This window comes from Streptomyces sp. NPDC053048 (assembly GCF_044547045.1).
GTDB lineage: Bacteria > Actinomycetota > Actinomycetes > Streptomycetales > Streptomycetaceae > Streptomyces.
Genome location: NZ_JBITZS010000020.1, coordinates 1 through 19,181, shown reverse-complemented (window position 1 = coordinate 19,181; position 19,181 = coordinate 1). Strand labels below are relative to the sequence as shown.

General features: G+C 71.4%; 7 protein-coding genes. 2 read left to right on the top strand and 5 right to left on the bottom strand.

Annotation, left to right across the window (positions count from 1 at the left end; all coding sequences use genetic code 11):
* Positions 1-80: 80 nt before the first annotated feature.
* Entirely contained in the window at positions 81-14,345 is a 14,265-nt protein-coding gene (locus ACIG36_RS33085) for a hypothetical protein (protein ID WP_399936181.1), read from the top strand.
* Positions 14,346-14,418: 73 nt separating this feature from the next.
* Here the strand turns inward: ACIG36_RS33085 and ACIG36_RS33080 are convergent, their stop codons facing one another.
* The 3 genes from ACIG36_RS33080 to ACIG36_RS33070 are packed head-to-tail and all read right to left on the bottom strand — an operon-like array spanning position 14,419 to position 16,650.
* Positions 14,419-15,816: a zeta toxin family protein gene (locus tag ACIG36_RS33080; RefSeq protein WP_399936179.1), complete on the bottom strand. Its 1,398-nt coding sequence runs from the start codon at positions 15,814-15,816 to the stop codon at positions 14,419-14,421.
* Complete coding sequence (locus tag ACIG36_RS33075) at positions 15,809-16,084, bottom strand: hypothetical protein (protein ID WP_399936177.1); 276 nt, start codon at positions 16,082-16,084, stop codon at positions 15,809-15,811. The genes ACIG36_RS33080 and ACIG36_RS33075 overlap by 8 nt, the downstream gene beginning before the upstream one ends.
* A 32-nt stretch (positions 16,085-16,116) precedes the next feature.
* A complete protein-coding gene (locus ACIG36_RS33070) occupies positions 16,117-16,650 on the bottom strand; it encodes a hypothetical protein (protein ID WP_399936175.1) in 534 nt (177 codons plus the stop codon).
* A 351-nt stretch (positions 16,651-17,001) separates the two neighbouring features.
* Here ACIG36_RS33070 and ACIG36_RS33065 point away from each other — a divergent pair, with 351 nt between their 5' ends.
* The gene (locus tag ACIG36_RS33065) at positions 17,002-17,427 is read left to right on the top strand and encodes a hypothetical protein (protein ID WP_399936173.1); all 426 of its coding nucleotides are present in this window, start codon (positions 17,002-17,004) and stop codon (positions 17,425-17,427) included.
* Here ACIG36_RS33065 and ACIG36_RS33060 read toward each other — a convergent pair.
* Complete coding sequence (locus ACIG36_RS33060) at positions 17,424-18,665, bottom strand: hypothetical protein (RefSeq protein WP_399936171.1); 1,242 nt, start codon at positions 18,663-18,665, stop codon at positions 17,424-17,426. The genes ACIG36_RS33065 and ACIG36_RS33060 overlap by 4 nt on opposite strands.
* Complete coding sequence (locus ACIG36_RS33055; RefSeq protein WP_399936170.1) at positions 18,662-19,096, bottom strand: hypothetical protein; 435 nt, start codon at positions 19,094-19,096, stop codon at positions 18,662-18,664. The genes ACIG36_RS33060 and ACIG36_RS33055 overlap by 4 nt, the downstream gene beginning before the upstream one ends.
* Between the last annotated feature and the right edge of the window lie 85 nt (positions 19,097-19,181).

Genomic DNA, 19,181 nt, shown 5'->3' with positions numbered 1-19,181 from the left:
GCCAGCCCGCCTGGACGACGGGGCGGGACGGTAGACCGCGCGCCCGAGCAGACCGGGGATGAACCAACGGGAGTATGAACATGGGGGAGCGGTTCTCGACGACGGAGCAGGTGCGCGAGCACTGGCTCAGCGGGGGCGACACCTACCGGATTTCCGAGACGAAAGCCGAAGCCGACCAGCGCAGGGCCGCCGCGCGCTCCCGGGCCGACCGGGCACACGACGAAGAGCTCGTCGGGGAAGCCCTCGTCATCGCCCGCGCCCAACGCACACAGCTGCCCACCGCTGACCAGTACCGATGGGGTGTCTTCCACACGGGGACCGCCCTGCCGGTGGCGATGATGGAGTCCGGCCAGGATGCCGATCAGGCCCGTGCGCTCGCGGAGGCGATCGACGCATGGCGGGACGCCGAGAGTGGGCAGCCCTTCGACTGGGACAGTGACGGCCTGTCCGACCGGCTGCGGTCGCCGTACGGGCGCGGCATGCTCGACCAGGCCCGCGGTCGCGAGCCAGGAGAGCGCTGGGCGGCGTCGCCGCTGGCCGAGACGCAGACGTACGAGACAGACGACGGCCAGGCCTACACCTACGCCAAGGTCGACCGCGAGCTGCACGTCTTCGCACCCGGAGGTCTGCTGATCGCTCGCGCCGCCAGCCGGTTCGACGCGAACACCCGGAAAGACGCGTGGATCGGCGAAATGCGCGACGGGCGCCGCCTGGCCGGGCGCTGGGAAAGCCACTTCGTAGAGCACGCCGTCCAGCAGCACCTCATCGCCCAGCAGGATCCCGCCGACCGGGACGACCTCTGGATCCACTACACCGCCGACCGCGCCATGGTGCACGGCAGCGACCGGTACGACGCCGACCTCAAGAAGGTCATGCGCTCGGCCGGGTTCACCTGGTCCGGTTACGCCAAGGCCTACGTCACCGCGGGCACGACCCGCCCGGTGGCCCGGGCTCAGAGCGTGGACCGGCTCGCCCGGGCGCTGTACGAGGAGGGCCGCGCAGTCGAGATCCGGGCGGACGAGGACCGACTGCGCGGCATCCACGCCCCCGCCGCCCCCGGCACGGCAGCGGCCGCCGCGAAGCCGGTCCCCGCCCCCACCGCCGCCGCGCAGGCGCCGGAGCCCAAGCCGGTTTTGGCGCCCACGGACCTGACGGACGACCAGCTCGCCGCAGAGCTGTCCCGGCTGACGCGCGAGCGGGACGCGGCGGTGTACGGCGGCACGCGCCGCCGTCGCCTCGACGAGCAGCTTGCCCCGCTGACCGAGGAGAACCGCAGGCGGATCGTCGTCTCGTACCAGGAGCGCGCCGACCCGGCCGGGATGACGGTGGACGAGATCATCGCCGAGCGGCAGGCGCTGGCGGAGTCCCTGCGTGGCGACCACGGCAACCACCCGGTGAAGGTGGCCCGGCAGGAACGCGCTGATCTGCTGGCAGCCGAGCACGGCCGCCGTCTCGCAGCGGAGCTCGAAGCGCGGCCGCCGGTCCTCCAGATGACCGACGAAGACCTCCGCGCCGAGGGCGAGATCCTGGCCAAGGGCCGCTACGGCACTCACCCGGGCGCTGCCCGCGAGGCCTTCGACGTCCGCCGAGAGGCGGTCGGCGTGGAGATCGCCGACCGGCACTTGCGGACCTGGGAGCCCGAACAGGCCCCTGTCGGTGAGCTCGACGACATCGAGCTCACCGAGGCGATCGAGGCCCTGCGCTCCGAGCGGCTGTACGACACCGCGTTCGCCGGCCACTACGCCTCGAGGCAGCGCATCGAGCAAGTACACGGTGCGCGCCTGGAGGCCTTGCGGGACGAGCAGAAGAAACGCGACACGGCCGCGTTCGAGGCGCTGCTCAAGTCCGACGGCCGGATCCGTCTGGAGAGCCGCTCCTACACCGCTGGTGTGCGCGAGGACGACGTCCGTGTTTTCATCGACGGCCGCCGGTACGCCGACCTGACCGAGGCCTATCCCGGCTGGAAGGTCTCGATCTTGCTCGGCCGCGGCGCCCAGAACAACACGGCCTGGCGCACGGAGGCGCTGAGCTGGCTGATCGAGCAGTACGAGGCCTCGCCGCAGACCCGCGACACCCGCACCTGGGGACCGGTGGCTGAGGTTGAGCTGCCGCCGGCGTTTGTCTCCCGTGCCGTGGAGGAGTTCACCCCCCTGACCGGGAAGGCCGAGCGGTACCTGGTTGAACGCATGGCTGAGTCCCCACGCAGCCAGAATTTCGACCACCGCGGCAACAAATACATGGCGCACTTCCTGGACCTGCCGGAGCGGACCCTGCCGGTGCTGGAGGACTTGGGGCGCCGCCTGGTCGGCATGCTCGACGAGGAGCTGGACTCCGACGACCGCAAGACAAGGGAGCGGGCCAAGCGGTCCAGGCCCGCCGTGCTGCGGGGATTGGACGACGTCCGCGAGACAATGCAGGCACGCGGCCTTGAGCCGCTGACCAACGCGGCCGCCGGGGCGCCGCAGGACGGGGAGACAGACGGTGAGCGAGTACGAGACGACGGCCCGCCGGCACTGGGAGACGTACCGGCCCAGGGAGCTGGCCCAGATGTCGGACCCGGAGGAGTTTTTCCGGGATCTGGCGGTGGCGGTGCAGGAGCGGATCGCGGAGCTGACGCAGGAGCGGATGGGCGAAGCGATGCAGGAGACGGACCACGAGCGGCGCGCGGGCAAGCTCAAGGCAGCGCAGCAGATGGCCCGGGAGCAAGCACTGAGGGAGATCGTGCTGGTGGAGCCGGAGGAGGAGAGCCGGGACGCGGAGCTGCCCCGGTAGCGACCCGCTTCCGCCCGTCCTCGCAGGACGACCTCGCGCCGGCGGGGGAGCGGGCAAAGGCTCACGCCAACCTGGCGGCGGTGAGGACCCTCAAGCAGGTCCAGGCCGAGGAGCGCCCGGCCATCCCCGACGAGCAGCAGGTCCTTGCCCGCTGGTCGGGGTGGGGCTCGGTGCCCGACGTCTTCGCGGCCCGCCCGCAGCAGGACGATCCGGTCTTCGGGCCGGGTGGCGAGCGGGAAGGTGGCTATGCGGCGGCCGCGGCCCGCTGGGAGGCGCTCGCTGACGTCCGCGACCCGTTGCGGGAGCTGCTGGACGACGCCGAGTGGCGCGCGGCCGCTGCCTCCACCCTCTCCGCCCACTACACCCCGCCCGAGATCACCGCCGCCCTGTGGCAGGCCCTGGCCGACCTCGGCTTCGACGGCGGCGAGGTCCTGGAGCCCGGCTCCGGCGCCGGCGTTACCTTCGGCACCGCCCCGGACTCCGCCCGGCTGACCGGCGTCGAAATCGACCCCACCAGCGCCGCGATCTCACGCCTCCTCGCGCCCGGCGTCACGGTGCTGAACGAGAGCTTCGCCGACACGATCGTCCCGGACGGCGCCTTCGATGCCGTGGTCGGAAACGTGCCCTTCGCCCGCGTCACCTTGTTCGACCCGAAGCACAACCGGTCCCGGCACCGCATCCACAACCACTTCCTGGTCAAGTCGGTGCAGTTGACCAGGCCCGGCGGCGTGGTCGCCCTGATCACCTCCCGGCACACGATGGACGCCGAGCGGGACGCGGCCCGGCGCGAGCTCTTTGAGAGCGCTGACCTGCTGGGCGCGGTCCGCCTGCCGAACAAGGCCTTCGCCCGCTCCGCGGGCACCGACGTAGTCACCGACATCCTCATCCTGCGCCGCCGCGCCGAGGACGAGACGCCCGGCGACGCGAGCTGGGTGACCTCCACTCGGCAGGACCTCGACGGCCACACGCTGCCCGTCTCCGACTACTTCACCGCCCACCCCGAGCACGTCCTGGGCACCCTCACCAGCCGCATGGGCGCGCACGGGCCGGAGGTCGCCGTCGACGGCGACCCGGACGTGGCCGTGGCCTTGAACACAGCCTTGCGGCAGGTCACCGACACGGCGGTCCTGAACCGGCGCTGGTACAAGCCCCACCCCGAGGGCCCGCACCGGCCCCCGCTGCGGCTGCGGCCGGCCGCGTCCGTCACGGACTTCACCGGACGCCTGTCGGCCGACGCCGACGGCAAGCTGTGGCAAGCCAACAGCAACAGCGACCCCGTCGCCATCGACCTGCCCGAGGCCGAGCACGCCCAGCTGACCGCGCTCATCGAACTCAAAGACCTGGTACGAGGCCTGAACGACCTCGACCGCCGCGGCACCGACGCGGCCCTGGCCGACGCCCAGCGCCGCCAGACCAAAGCCGCCTACCAGCGCTACGTCAACGAGTACGGGGCCCTGACCCGGCCCCGGCAGCAGCAGAACGCCACCGTCAAGACCGACGACGGTGAGGAACGCAAGCGGCTGACCGGCTACGGCTACTTCCTCAACGACCCCTCCGCGTACGAGGTCCTGGCGCTGGAGTGGTGGGAGGCGGACACCGAGACCGTCCACGTCTCGCAGATTCTGGAGCGGGCCCCGGCCACGCGCCGCAGCGTGCTCGGGCAGCACACCGACGACCCGCAGCAGGCCCTGACCGCGGTCGTCGCCGAGCGCGGCCACGTCGACCTCGACCACATCGCCTGGATGCTCCAGGTCGAGCCCGCCGAAGCCCGCCGGCTCCTGGCCCGTTCGGTGTTCACCGACCCGCTGACCGGCGACCTGATTCACAGCCCCGACTACCTCTCGGGCGACGTCCGCACCAAGCTGGCCATCGCCAAGCAGGCCGCCCGCCGCGACCGGGCCTACGAGACCAACGTCGCCGAGCTCGAACGGGTCCAGCCGCGCGAGCTCCTGCCGGGCCAGTTCGCCATCCGCCTCGGTGCGGCGTGGATACCCGACGACATGGTCCAGGAGTTCTTCCGGGGCTACCTGGGCGACGCCCACCTGACGATCCAGCACTCCGGCGGCGGGAACTGGCACGTCCTGAAGGGCCGCAACCTCGCCGAGGAGGACGAGCTGCGCCACAGCGCGGGCGGGCTGGGCCCCCTCGCGATGGTGGCCAAGGTCCTCAACGGCGGGGCCATGACCGGGCGGCCGGCGGACGACGAGGAAGCCGCGCGGGCCGTGCGGGTGAAGGCGGACGAGTTCCGCGACGCCTTCGAGGCCTGGGCCCTGGACGACTCCCTGCGCGCGGCCCGGATCGCGGAGGTCTACAACGCGCGAATGAACGCGCGGGCGGTGCGCGACTTCACCGGCTCCGCCCCCTCCCTGGCCGGACTCGATCCCGACTTCACGCCGTACGACCACCAGCTGGCGGCCGCCGCCCGCATGGCACACGAGCGCTGCCTTGTCCTGGCCCACGAGGTCGGCGCGGGCAAGACCGCGACCATGACCATCGGCATGATGGCCATGCGCAACACCGGGCAGATCAACAAGCCCATGGTCACGGTGCCGAACTACCTGGTCGAGCAGTGGGAGAGCACCGTCCGCGGCCTCTTCCCGACCGCCCGCATCCTGGCCCTGACCAGTGCCGACTTGGAGGACGGCAAGAGGGACCGGATGCTGGAGTACATCCGGGCCAACGACTTCGACCTGATCATCACCTCCCACAGCCTCTTCGACTCGATTCCGCTCTCCCCCGAGTTCCACGAGGTCTACAACAACGACGAGGCCCGCCTGCTGCGGGAGCAGATCACCCGCGAGCGCAAGCGCGACGGGAAGTCGGTCAGCCTCAAGCAGCTCGAAGAGCGCGCCGCACAGTTCGAGGAGGAGCTCAAGGCCCGCGCAGCCGCCGTCCGCACCCCCGGCCAGGTCTACCTGGACGACTTGGGCGTCGATTTCTTTGCGGTCGATGAGTTTCATGAGTACAAAAATTTGGCCGTCCGCTCGAAGATCCCCGGTGCCCGCGTGGCGGGCTCCGGCAAGGCGCAGCACCTGCACGCGGTCCTGGAGTGGGCCCGGCTGAACAAGCCCACCGGCCCCATCGGTGTGCTGGCCACCGGCACCCCGCTGTCCAACGCGATCGGCGAGCTCCACACCGTGGTGCGGATGGCCAACCCCGACCTGCTGCGGGACATCGACGCCGAGACCTTCGACGCCTGGGCGAGCATGTACGGCCGCCTGGTCGAGCGGATGGAGATGACCACCGACGGCAAGGGCTTCAAGTCCGTCGAGCGGTTCGCGTCCTTCCATAACGTCTCCGGCCTCGTGCGGCAGCTGTGGCACCCGCTCGTCGACTTCAAGAGCGCCGCAGAACTGGGCCTGGACCTGCCCGCCATCAAGGGGGGCGAGCCGGAGCTCATGCTCGTGCCGGCCACCGCCGACCAGCTCCAGCGCATGCAGGAGCTCGGCGAGCGCTACGAAGCCTTCCACGAAGGGGGCGTCGACAAGAGCATCGACAACCCCCTGGCGATCAACAACGACGCCCGCGTCATCGCCATGGACTCCAGGCTGATCGACGCCGACGCCGAGCCCGGCAACAAGCTCGTCGCCCTCGCGGACCGCATCATCGCGAAGTACGAGGAGACCAAGGACAACCGCTACACCTACAGCGCCACCGATCAGCGCCCCCACCCCGTGCCGGGCGCGCTGATCGGCGTCTTCCTCAACAACGGCACACCCGGCGGCAACAACCGTGGCAACTTCAACGCCTACCAGGAGCTGAAGGACCTCCTGGTCGCCCGCGGCATGCCCGCTGAGAAGGTCGCCTTCATCCACGACGCCGAGCGCGCCGACCAGCGCCTGAAGCTGTCGCACCAGGCCAATCACGGCGGCATCAACGTCCTGGTCGGCTCCACCATGCGCATGGGAAAGGGCGGGAACTGGCAGAACCGCATGGTGTCGCTGTTCCACGTCGACCCGGACTGGCGACCCTCCGACATGGCCCAGCGCGACGGCCGCATCGTCCGCAACGGCAACCAGAACGAAGAAGTCGAGATCGTCTGGATGGCCACGGAAGGCACCTTCGACTCCCGCATGTACGGTCTGCTGGCCACCAAGGCCAAGGGCTTCAACCAGCTCTACAAGGCCCGCGTGGACGCGACTAACGACGAGATCATGGAGGTCGAGGACGCCAACCTTCCCTACGAGGAGGCCATGGCGATCATCTCCGGCAACCCCTACCTGATCGAGCAGGAAGAGCTCCGCAAACAGCTGCGGACCCTGGACCTCGACCAGCGCAACCGGGCCACCCAGCGCGCCATCCTCGGCACGCGGCTCAACGAGCTCCGCATCGACATCGAGAACCTGTCCTACGACATCCCCCGGCGGGCCCGCGCGCTGCCGCTGCTCGAACCTGTCCTCGGCGACGACTTCCACATCACCCTCGCCGGGGCGCAGTACACCAAGCACAAGGACGCGGCCGGGCCGCTGATGCAGCTGCTGACCGGTGTCGGGCAGAGCCTGCCCGACGGCCGCGCCACCACCCCGGACGCGAGGCTGGGGCGGCTGGGTGGCCTCGACCTCGTCGCCGTGGCCTACCGCGAGGACGACGGCAGCGTTGTCGTCCGCCTCCACCTCGACGGCCTGCCCGGCATCGTCCAGCGCTCCACCCTCGCCGAACTCGCCGAACTCAAGGGCGAGACGGTACTCCGGCGCCTGGTGAAGACCCTCACTGACGCACCCGAGCGGCAGACCGAAGACGAAGGGAACCTTGCGGCCAAGCGCACCACCCGCGATCAGCTGCTCATCGACCGGGAGCGACTGCGCGGCCCGGTCCCCAGCCTCGGCCGCGTCCGGGAGCGTAAGAGCTTGGTGGACTCGCTGGTCGCCGCGCAGGCCACGCTCAACAAGATCAGCAAGCCGTCCAGCGACGAACCGGCCTCCGTTACGACCAGCCGCCGCGAGGCCACCGCCCGCCGCGACGACCTGCAACAGCGACTCGACCGCCTCGCCGCCGAACCCGCCGCCGAGGACTTCAGCGAGGCGGGCGCGGTACTGCGCGACATGGATGAGGCCGGCCCCCGGAAGGACCCCGCCACCTACAGCCCCGTCCAGCGCGAGGCCGAGGCCGCCCTCCTGCGCGCACACCTCATCGTTCACGGGTACGACGCTGAGGTCTCCCTCCGCCTTTCCGCGCTCGGCGACACCGAGCAACCTCAGCTCGGACTGACTCCGCCCGAGCGAGTCCCAGCCCCGGCCCCCGCCATGGGCCCGCAGCCCGCCCCGGAACACCTGCACATCGGCAGCCCAAAGACGGCCGAAGAGGCCAGTCCCCGCGGGGACGGTGCGCCCGTCGACGAGCAGACCGAGCAACAGCTCCCGGACCCGGAGACGCAGGCAGCGGAGCCCGCACCGGCTCCGCCGCCTGCGGCCGACGACTCCGGCACCACCGAGGACGCCCCCGAGCCGGACGCCGACCCGTACGGAACGGCCAACCTGTTCGACGAATTCGGGCTGGCCCGGCCCGAGCGCGTCCCGGCCCCCCAGGACGACCCCGCCCCCGAAGAGCCGGAGGAGGAGCCCGAGAGCGTCCCCGAGGGCCAGATGACCGTGGATGAGGCGCAGCCCATCCCCGCCGAGCCGGCGCCAAGCGACGATCAGCGGGAGCGGCTCACAAGCGCGGACGGGCAACTGGCCTTCACCCTCCTGCGGGTGCCTACCGAGGATGTCCGGCCCGAGATCGTGGAGGGATACCGGCGGCGCCGCGACGAGCTGGCCGCCGCCGTAGAGACCCGCAATGCCCAGAACGCCCAGAGCAGCGAGGAGCGCGACCAGGAGCTGGCGCAGTGGCAGCGCAGCTACAAGGCCAGCAACGGCCTGGAGCCGTGGAGGCCTCTGCCGTCACTACGACTGACCCGGCGCCCGGACGGCCTGGGCCTGCAACCCGCCGAGTACGCCATCGGCTCCTGGGTGACCTGGCAGGACACGGAGACCGGCGCACAGGTGACCGGCCAGGTCATGTCGCCCGGCGCGGGCACAGACACCTTCTACGTCAGCACCGACCGTACGGGCGTGACGGGCGAGTACCACGTGCTCAGCCGGAGCGGGAAGAAGAAGACCGGCTACAGCTACAGCATCAACGGCGCGACGACCGATCTCCGGCCCGCCGACGGGCCGCCGGAGCCGCTGCCGTTCGAGAGCCTGCCGGCGGTCGACGCCGTCCCCGCCCGCCCCCTCGCGTCGTACGCCGACTACGTGCCCAAGGACGGGATGGCCCCGGTGCGCGAGCCGGTGCCCGTCATCGTCGGCGCGGACGAGGTGCGCTCCCAGCCCGCGGAGGTCGTCTTCCCTGTCACCGCCGACCACATCCCGTTTGTGGTCAAGGTCGACCACCACGACGCCTCGGCGACCCTGCTCTACACGCTGCGCGTCGAAGTCGATGGCGAGATCGTGGTCAAGCTGTGGCGGGAGGAGACCCGCGCGGCCGCCATCGACGCGGCGGTGCGCGCGGCTCGTCAGGCCCGCGAGCTCGCCGACAAGCCGCTCTACGCCCGCTCCCGCAACCACACCCTGGACGTTGCCGAAGACGGGGTGTGCGCGAAGTGCCACCGGCAGTTCGACGGTGACACCGAGGCCCAACCGCTGTACCGGGTCGACGGCGGAGACCCGACGTGCGCCCCGCACATCGCCTCTGCCCTCGACGTCAGCGTGGGCGAGGTGAAGGAGCTGGGCACCGCGCGGCGCATCATGGCGACCCGCACCGTCCCCGAGCCGCAGACGGACATCGAGCCCGCCCCGGCCGAGGAACCGGTGGTCCCGGAGGCCGCCGCGCCGGCGCCGGACGAGCCCCGCTTGGTAGACCGCGCGGCCGTGGCCCCCGGCGACCTGGTCACGATCACGCTGGACGGGCCCGGCGTCGCGCACCTTGACAGGGAGATTCCCGGGGCGGTGTCCGTCACAGGATCCGTCTACCCGGCGTACCGCGACTACCACCGGGGCGCCGTCCTGCTCGACTCGGTGATCCACGACGCCGAGGGCAACGAGATGACCAGCGGGGCAGATGTCACCGTGCAGACGATGCCCGACCAGGTGCACATCGCCCCGGCCGGACACCGCGAGGACCTGCGGCCCGAGTCCCGCACTGTCACACAGATCCGCCTTGGTGACCTCATCGCCGAGGGCGGCACTCGCGGAGAGACCGTCACCGAGGTCCGTTACGCCCACAATCCCCTGGGAGCCACCGGGTTCGCCACCCGCGACGTCGCCAAGGGGACCGCCAACGGCTTCTCCCTGCGCAACACGGACCAGGTCCTCGTCGTGCCCCGTGAACGACGCCTGCCGGCCGACTACGCCGAGGTGTTCGGCCGGCACCACAGCCACGCCGAGGCGGTCGCCCAGACCCGGCACACCCACGAGCGGTACGCCGCCCTAAGGGAAGCGGCGGCCCGCCAGTGGCCGGACGGCAGCGGCCCGCAGACCGAGCTCCAGACGCTCCGGGACGCGATTCAGGCCGTCGACGCCGACGGGCCGGGCACGGACGCCTACCGGTCCAACGCCGCAGCCATGGAGACCGCTGCGGCCGCCGCCACGGCCCTCTTCGAGGCAGCCGACACCGCCGCCCTCTACAACGGACACCTCGGCGAGCCCTTGCACGAGCTCCGCCAGCACCTGGACATCCAGGTCCACCGGCTGCAGGCGGACATCACCCACCTCGAGCAGCGCGAGGAGGAACGCGCCGCCGTTGCTGAGCCTTCCGCCGGCCTGAGTAGCCAGGACCAGCTGACCGCCCGTCACAAGGACAAAGAAGTGGCTGCTACGAAGCCCTCCTCTCCTGCCCTGACCCCCGGGGAGGAACCAGAGTTCCTCTTCGACCTGCCTGCCTCGCCGGGACAGGACGCAGGAGCCACCCACGCACCAACGACCGCGGCGGGCCGACCCGCCCAAGAGGATGCTGCCGCGACGCAAACACAGTCGCCTGCGGCCAGCAACGAGACGACGACCGCAACACCCGAGGCCCCCCAGCAGCAGACGGCCGAGGCCCCCAGCAGCGAGGCACCGCAAGAGGAGCCGAAAGCTGCGGAGCTGCCCGATGCCGCACGCCCGGGCGACGAACCGGTCGATGCCGAGGTGGCACAGAGTGCTTCCAAACCGGCGGCACCATCGCAAGGGCCAGGTACGGAGAGTCGTGATGCAGCGGACCCGGGCATGCTGGAGGCCGCAGGCGTCTCGAACACCGCGGCTGCTGACACCGGCGAGGGACCGGCCGTTGCGCAACCCGATGCCGTTCCCGACGTGGAGCAGGCCGCGGTCGACGTTCCTAGGCCACACTTCGAGGCCCATGCACGTGTCTACCACGACGGCCAGCGTCACACCGTCGAGGCCATGTCCGAGGACGGCCGTACCGTGCACACTTTTGCGGGGGCAGTGCTTCCGGCGCACGAAGTAACTGCGGAGGAGGACATGCCCCCGGTCACCAGCAGGACGCTGGCCCCCTCCCGGCCGGGCGCGAGCGGGTGGTGGGAGTACAGCTATCAGGGCCGTACGTACACCGCGACAAACCTGCCGGACGAGCTGATGCGTGGCAGCCGGGCAACGCTGAACGGCATCATCATCGACGAAAGCGGGGAGCTGGTTGGACGAACCTTCGGCCGCCCGTTCGACAGCTCCATCATCTGGTATCACACCCACCCCGGTGTCCCGGAGCCAATGGTGGCCAGGCTGCACACGAGAGGCTCGGCCTTGCCTGAATATCGGGAAGAGGAACGGGCCTACATGCTGGCGGGCCCGCCAGCTGAACAGACAGCCCTCGACGTCAGCGCCGGCGCGGCTCAGGAGCCTGGCGCCCTCACCGTGGCGGTGGACCAAGGGGGAGTGAACACCGGTGCCGAGGAGGTGGAGGACCAGATCGAGCCCGAGTACGAACGGCTATACCCGGAGGAGCTCGGCCAATCGACCGCCCCTGCCGCGCTCGTCCATGAGCCTTCTGCGGAGCCGGACCCGCCCGCAGCGGCACCAGCCGGTCAGCAGCAAGTTGCTCCGGACTACGACAGCGCGGCGAATCGTCCCAGGACCGGGGCGGACCCCGGGAGTAGTGCGCCTGATAGCGCCTCGCCCGCAGACCCGGCCGACGGGGCGCCTGGCCAATCCCCAGACGCGGGAGTTGACCGCATGGAGGGAACGCCCGCTATGACCACTCCTGCCGCTGACGTGAAGGAGGCCTCAGAGCCCGCCGGGACACCACGGTGGCGGCGTGAGAAGCCGATCGACAGCCCGGTCACCCACCACGGGCAGCCATTTGTCCTCGTCCAGGCGGGCCCGCCTGGCGGAGACCCTGACCAGACGCTGGTCACCTTCCCTGACGGGCAGGTCCTGGCCACACTGCGCGTCACGTCCGCCGGCACGTGGAACGCCAGCATGGCCGACGAGCGGACCCCGGAGGCGGAGAGCGCGGAGGCGGCTGTCGCGGACGTGCTGGGCCTGTGGGCGGTCGATGCTGGCCAGCCCCTTGCCCCGGTGCACCCGTACCGCGCGCGAGGGGACGCCGCCGTCCCCATGGTCATGGCCGCCGAAGTGCGGCAGGTCGTGCAGGACAACCAGCAGCGCATCACCGCAGCCGCGAGCAGGGCTTGGCCCGGCCAGGCAGAAAGCGCCGAGCAGCAGCACTTCAACACCCTGGCGTCCGGAATCCTGGCACCCGAGCGCCCTGCTGCGACGCCCTCCGATGCACTTGAGCTGGCCCTGCGCCTGCACCTCCTCAAGGACTCTGCCGCGAGCTGGCGGGCATCGCTGTCGGGCGAGCCCCGCGCCCTCCTGGGCTTTTCCTTGGCCCGGATGGCGGGGCAGATCGAGCACCTGCGGGCACGGATCCGCTCCACCGTCGAGGAGAGCGGCGTCGAGCCGGTAAATGACCAGCTCGACGCCGCTGAAAGCCACGTTGCCGACCCGGTTCCGCGCTCAGAACGCCAGCTTGAGACGCCCGTCCCCGCCGGTGACCAAGAAGCCAATCCGCCGCCCCAGGACACCGTCGACAGCACCAGCGATAGCTTGGCTGCTGAACCCCCGTTGGAAGAATCGGAAGCCCGGCCGCAGCAGTTGACGACCACCGGATCAGAGAACATGGAGGGAACAACCATGGCCACGCCCGCGCCCGCCACCGATCCGGAGCAGGCTTCGGCGACGCGGCCCGCCCCCGAGCTGGCGCCCCTGCGTCCTGAGCTTCCGCTGTGGGCAGGCAACGACCTGCCCACCGGCAAGTGGGAGCGCCGCGGCGACGTCCTGCACGACTACTTCGACGGCCGGCCCATGTGGCAGCTCAAGCCGGGCACCGTTGCCCAGCAACCGCCCGTGCCGCCTTCGGTGGCCGCCGCCGAGCCGAAGCCGGCGGAGGTTCCGGCGGACGGGGACCTGTGGGCGGGGTTCGAGGAGGTGATGGAGGCCTGGCAGGAGCACGTGCCCGCTGACCTCAGCACTCCCGAAGACGCCTGGGCGGCAGTACAAGGCGACCTGCGGACGCTCCGCCAGGAGCTCCAGGCGGAAGGCGCCTCCCCCGCCGAGCCTGCTCGGCCAGCGGCAGCCGCACCCGCACGCAAAGCAGAGCCCGAGGCGGCCGCCGAAGCGGTCAACGCGGCCCTGGACAAGGTCGACCAGCACACCACCACCGGCCTCCGGGATTCTACCGAGTGGCAGCGCTTGCAGACCATTCGCGGTGCCGCCCGGCACCTGTGGGACATGCTCAAGGAGAAGGCCGGGGCGTTCTGGAACTCCCTGCGCGAAGATACCCGCTTCCAGGGGTTCTGGAAGACCGTCTCCATACGCGTGTGCGAGAAGATCGCGGAGTTGGCCACCGCCGGGGCCGAAAAGATCCGCCGCTCGACCGCAGGCGACCTCCCCACCGCGGACGCCCTCATGGCGCTCAGCGACACCAGCCTCGCCTACAGCACCGCGGCCCGCGCGAGCACGCCGCAAGCCCTGCCGAAGGCGCAGGCCGATGTGCAGCAGGCCGCCGAGGCGGAGCAGGTAAAGGCCGACACCGGCGTCCAGCAGCCGCCTGCCCAGGCTCAGTCGGCACCGGCCGAACCTCAGAAGGCGCCGCCGGCCAAGGGACCTGCCGGGCCGCTTCCCTACGCCTCGAAGGACGAGGCGGTGCAGGCCTCGACCGAGGTCGTGCAGCACTTCCGGACGTGGGTCGAGTCCCCCATGGGGAAAGAGCTGGTGGCCAGCAAACACCCGCGGCTGATCGCGTTCAAGAACGCGTGGGAGAGCCTTCCGCCGGCGGAGCTTCCTACCGGCCCGGGCCCGGCCACTGTCCCGTACGGGGAGGTCTCCAAGACGGCCCGGGCCCTGTGGCGGAAGGCGGCGGAGTCGGGCCGCTTCGCCGACGCGGACCTCAAGACGCTGCGGGCCATCGCCGACAGCGCGGGAGCTCACTCCAAGCGCCTGGCGAAGACGGCGACCGGCGGCGGGGCAGGGGCTGCGGCGCCTTCCCGCCGTGCTGCTGTGACAACGCCCGGCGCTGCCCAGCAGGCCCCGCCGCGGCCGCGCGCGGCGGCCACTATGCCGAACGCCGGCGCGCGTCCGCCCGGCATGTCGGCGTAGCCACTCGGCGCGGTGCTGGCCTGCGGCCCGGGGTATCCGCAGGCCAGCACCATATTCGAGTTCCGAGACCCGCCTACAACGCGTGGCCGCGCCCGCCCGGCGGGTGCTGCGGACCCTTCCTGCGCGGCGCCGGAAGCCCCGGAGGCGGCACGGCCTGGGTCCGCCGTCGGGCCGGGCGCAGGACGTCATGCAGCTGCCGCCGCACACTCTCCTCGGCCCGCCGCTGCCCAGCGGGCAGCTGGCCGCGCCGCTGGAGCTCGGCAGCCACCTGCCGCCGAAGGCCCCCCAGCCGGTCCGCCCGCCCTGCCGCGGCCAAGGCCCGCCGCTCGGCGTACTGCCGGTCCTCCGCCGCCGAGACCCGCGCCCGGGCAATCAGCTCCGGCGACGCCCCCTGCTCCGTCAGCAGCCGGACCGCGTCGACCGCGCGCTGTTCCGGCGGGCGCGAGAGGCGCAGCGCGGCGTCCTCGCCGCGCTTGAGCCGGGCATGCAGCGTGTCCAGCTCCTTGCCCGGCAGCAGCCGCAGCGGGAGCCGCGGCGTCAACGGCTCGGACACCACCGCCCGCAGAACCGTCAGCTCCCCCGCATGCGCGCTACGCAGGGCGCTGCGGGGATCGGGATTGGCCATTACGGCGATGGACTCGGCGTCGACGGTCACCTGGTGCAGGACTGGGCGGGAGGTGTCGTCGATCTCTGCGCGGCCGGCGAAGGCGATGACGACCTCGCGGTGGCGCACCAGCCATCCACGGGCCTCGTCTGCCGGCAGCGGCCGGGCGCGCCCGGCCATGAGCGCCTGGACCGCGCCGGGCTCGCCCATCCAGCGGCCGTCGGGGCCCCGCTCGTTGACGTAGAGCTCCTCGGCGGCCCGGTTGGTGATGGTGATCCGGCGTACCGCCGCACTGGCCTCGGCCGCCGCGATCGTCTCCGGCATCATGCGAATGGCCAGGTCATGGGCGTTCGGAGGAGTCCAGCGGCCTGCCGCCAGATACCGGTGCAGGCTGTCCAGCCGGCTGCGTTCCTCCGGTACCGCCAGCCCGATGACCTCCACGCTGCGGCCGGCCCGCGCGAATCGCTCCGCGGTGGCGACCGTCATCGCGGGATCGCGGAAGATCCCCTCCAGCATCAGGCTGTACCCGTGGTCCAGGGCGTGCTCGATGCTCATCCGCACCCACGCGCCGGAGGCCTGGCCGGTGGCGTTGGGGAACAGCAGCGGCTGCGTCTCCAGCAGCTCCTGGTAGCGGGGGTGGAACCTGCGCAGCTCGTCCCCGGTGAGCGGCACTAACTGGCGGTCGGCGTGACGCTGTTCCGCGGCAGCCATGGCCTGGCTCTTGCCCGCGGCGGGCTGGCCGCCGAGCAGCACCAGCACCGGGTCACGCTGAGGGGCGTAGCCGGAGAAGACGAAGTCGCGAACCTCAGTGGCGAAGATGTTGGCGAGCTCGGTCTCGGAGAGGAAGAAGTCTTTCGCCTCAGCCACGGCCGGCCTTCAGCTCCTCCAGCTCTGCCCGCCATATGCGGATGAACGTGATGAGCTGGGCGCGGTCCTGCGCGGGCACGGCGCGCTTGGCGTCACGCAGGCCGATGACCTTCTGCCACAGCCGGGCGCGCTCCGCCTCGTCGGCCGCGGCACGGCGCAGGCTGATGTACTGGGCGCTGAGCTGCGACTCGGCCTCGGCGAACTCCTCGTACACCATGGCCGTCGGCGTGTTCTCGTACGGGTCGGACTGCTGAGCGGAAGCACTCAAGGGACGTCGTCTCCTGGGGTCGGTAGGCATGATCAGGCGTTCTGCGGCGCGGGGCGGCGGGCCTGGTACCAGTCGAGGAAGGCGGCCACCGACCCGTCGAAATCGGTGCGAATCAGCGTGTGGAGGGCCCGCTGGTCGTGCCCCGGGCGCCACGGGGCCCGGGTCGGCTCCCCGCAGCCGCACCGGCAGGGCAGGCTGTCGAACTCCTCGTCGGTGAAGTACGTAACCGCACTGCGGACCGCGTTCGGCGTGGGGTCCGGCTGGCCGACGTAGCGGTCGTGGACCGGGTCTCCGGGCGGCAGGATGCGGCCGGCGAAGGCGCGCCTGCCCTCCTCGTCCTGCTCCCAGCGCTCGATGGCGGCGGCCATGACGACCAGGCCGGTGTTGCGGCTCACCACCACGGCGAACTTCTCGTTCTCCGCGGCCTCGGCGAGAACCCACCAGCCGCGGGCAGCGTGGAGGACCTCGAGCGGGGTCATCGTGGGGTCGTAGCCCCGCAGTTCGCGGGTGAGGAACGGGTGGTCGTCCGGGTCGTAGAGACGGGCACCTGGGCGGATCCGCAGCATGGATTTTCACACCTTCCCTGACGGGGCGGGACAGCCCCAACGGTATCGAACGATCCGTCATGCTGCTATGGGGATTGATTATAAAGATCCCTGACCCCTTAAGGGGATTGATGCAGTGCGGATCGGGCGCTACACGGCGGCGGCACCGACTAGCAGCGCGGGCGTAAGCCCAACCAGCGCTGAAGCCGGGCAGTCGAGGGGCGTGACCGGCTCGGCGGCCCGGACGTTAGAGAAGTGAAGAACGAGTCGCCCCCGGAGCGGAGGCTGCACTGGGCCGATCAGGGAAGGGCAGCGGCGCGCCGTCCCCTCTGGCCGGGCGGCAGGAGGGCGGTTCGGCTACGCATGGCCGTCATGACGCGTTATGACGACATCCAGTACAGCGCCGCTCTGATCAGGCACTTGCAGGAGCGCTGCGGGTTCGACAGAGCCCATGACATGAGGTCCCAGGGCCTGCACGCGGCGGAGCCGCTGCTCGGGAACATGCGCGAGATCCTCGGCCACGACTACGCCCCCTTCCTGGCCTGTGCCGTCGAAGGTTTCCACCGCTACCAGCAGGCGGGCGGGGCGGAAGGATCGCGTCTGCCCTACCTCTCCTACGTCCATGAGCCGGTGGTATCCGTCTTCGGCAACAAGCTCGACGACCTGTTCACCTGGGCCTGCGCCCTCTTGCAGGCCCAGCACACCATCCTGGGCACCAGGTTCACGGACGGGGACATCGAGACCTTCCTGAGCGCCGCCGCCGACGCGGCACAGGACCTCGTGCCGATGCGCGCCTAGTCGGTGGTCGCGTGCTTCTCGCCGTAGAGCGGCACCTGGTCGAGCGGGTCGCGGGTGCCGACGCCGTGGCGGCGGTCGTAGACGGTGTCCGCGGTGTGCGAGCCACCGGCCCAGCGGCCGGCGACGTTGCGCTCGGCGAGGGGCACGTTGGCCTCGGCCAGGTCAGTGTTGCCGCCGGCCCGCCAGGAGTGGCTGGTGACTTTCTTGCCGTCGATGTAGGGGACGCCCGCCTGTTCGGCGAGGTACTGCAGGCGCTCGTTGAGGGAGCCGGGGCGCATGCGGGTGCCGCGCTTGCGGTCGGCCGGGTACTTCACGAGGTTGCCGCCCCGGGTGAGGGCGCGGAAGAGCGGGTCGTCCGGGCCGGCGGCGCCGAAGCCCTCGAGCACTGCGCGCCAGGCGCGGGCGCGGCGGACCAGCTGGAGGTCGGGGCGGTCCTTGATGAAGCGGCTGGAGCCCTGCCCGGCCTGGTCGGTCTTGGACACCGCGGTGGTGACGTGCAGCCCGGTGTCGTAGATGCGCACGCGCTTGGTGAGCTGGTCGGCGAGCTCCATCTCCCGGTGCAGGTTGGAGTAGGCCAGGGCGGCGAGGAACGCGTCGCGCTTGCCGATGTTCGTGGACTCGTCGATGGCGTCGATGATCCGCAGGTTGTACTCGAGGGTGACCGCGGCGGAGCGGTCGACGGTGCCGCCGGCGGCGACCCACGTCTTCCGCCAGGCGCGGATGCGGCCTTTGATGCGGGTGTCGTCGGGCCGGTAGTCGACCGGCTGCCAGTTCTTGATCCGGCTCATGTACTGGCCGACGGTGTCCGGGACGTATGCGCCCTTTTTGCCCTCGCGGATCAGGTGCAGGCCGTAGGCGGTGTAGGTGGCGGTGGTGCACGGGTAGGCCAGCCGCGGCGGGTCCTGTTCCGCGCACCACGCCTCGAACGCCCGCACCGTGGAGTCGCGGTTGATCAGGGTGTTCTCTGCGAGGTCTTCGTCGGCCAGGTCCTCGAGGTCTTCGTCGGAGAGCCGGAAGTCGGCGTCCGTCCACGGCGGCCGCCAGTCGGCGCGCTGCGGCAGTTCGCCGGGGCCGAGCATGGTGTGCTGGGTGATGAGGTACCGGGGCCCGGCGCCGTCCGGCCCGGCGGCCGGGGGGTGCGGGCGCGGCAACAGGGCGTCCGCCGACAGGAGTTCGCCCTCCAGTACGCCGTCGTCACCGTCTCCGGTGCCCTCCACCGTCGTGCTGCCGGTGTTCACCGTCCGGACCGGTCCGCGGCGCCGTCCAGGAGGGCGGCGAGCTCGCCGAGCAGGAGGCGGCCGGTCTCCTCGGGGATGCTGAGCAGCGCGGTCCCGCCCGCGTACAGGTCGACGAAGGTCTCGCACTCCCACGGGGCGTCGGCGACCTGGCTGAGGCCGGCGGACAGCTCCTCGGCGGCGGCCACCGCCAGGAGGTTCATGTGCAGGACGACGGACCCGCGGGGCACCGGGACCGGTGAGGAGCGGTGGGCCGCGCCCATCTCGGTGCGGGCGACGGAGATGCCGCGCGCCGGCCGGCGGGCGGGGGCGGTGCAGTGCGCGGGGGAGCACCAGGCCGGGTGGGTCATCTCCGCGCCGCCGCCGTCGGTGTCCTCCGCCGTGGCGGCACGCTCCGTCTCGTCCCGCTGGTCGCTGCGCGTCTGCTCGCTCATCCGTCCGCCCCATTCATGGCATGTCCATGCCGGAATCCGTCCCGCCGAGAGTTGGCGGTTATTCCAGGCAGAATACCCGGCTACC

Excerpts from the sequence above, each read along its gene's own strand:
- ACIG36_RS33085 (WP_399936181.1), top strand. The coding sequence starts at position 81 with ATGGGGGAGCGGTTCTCGACGACGGAGCAGGTGCGCGAGCACTGGCTC.
- ACIG36_RS33070 (WP_399936175.1), bottom strand. The coding sequence starts at position 16,650 with ATGCTGCGGATCCGCCCAGGTGCCCGTCTCTACGACCCGGACGACCAC.
- ACIG36_RS33065 (WP_399936173.1), top strand. The coding sequence starts at position 17,002 with ATGACGCGTTATGACGACATCCAGTACAGCGCCGCTCTGATCAGGCAC.
- ACIG36_RS33055 (WP_399936170.1), bottom strand. The coding sequence starts at position 19,096 with ATGAGCGAGCAGACGCGCAGCGACCAGCGGGACGAGACGGAGCGTGCC.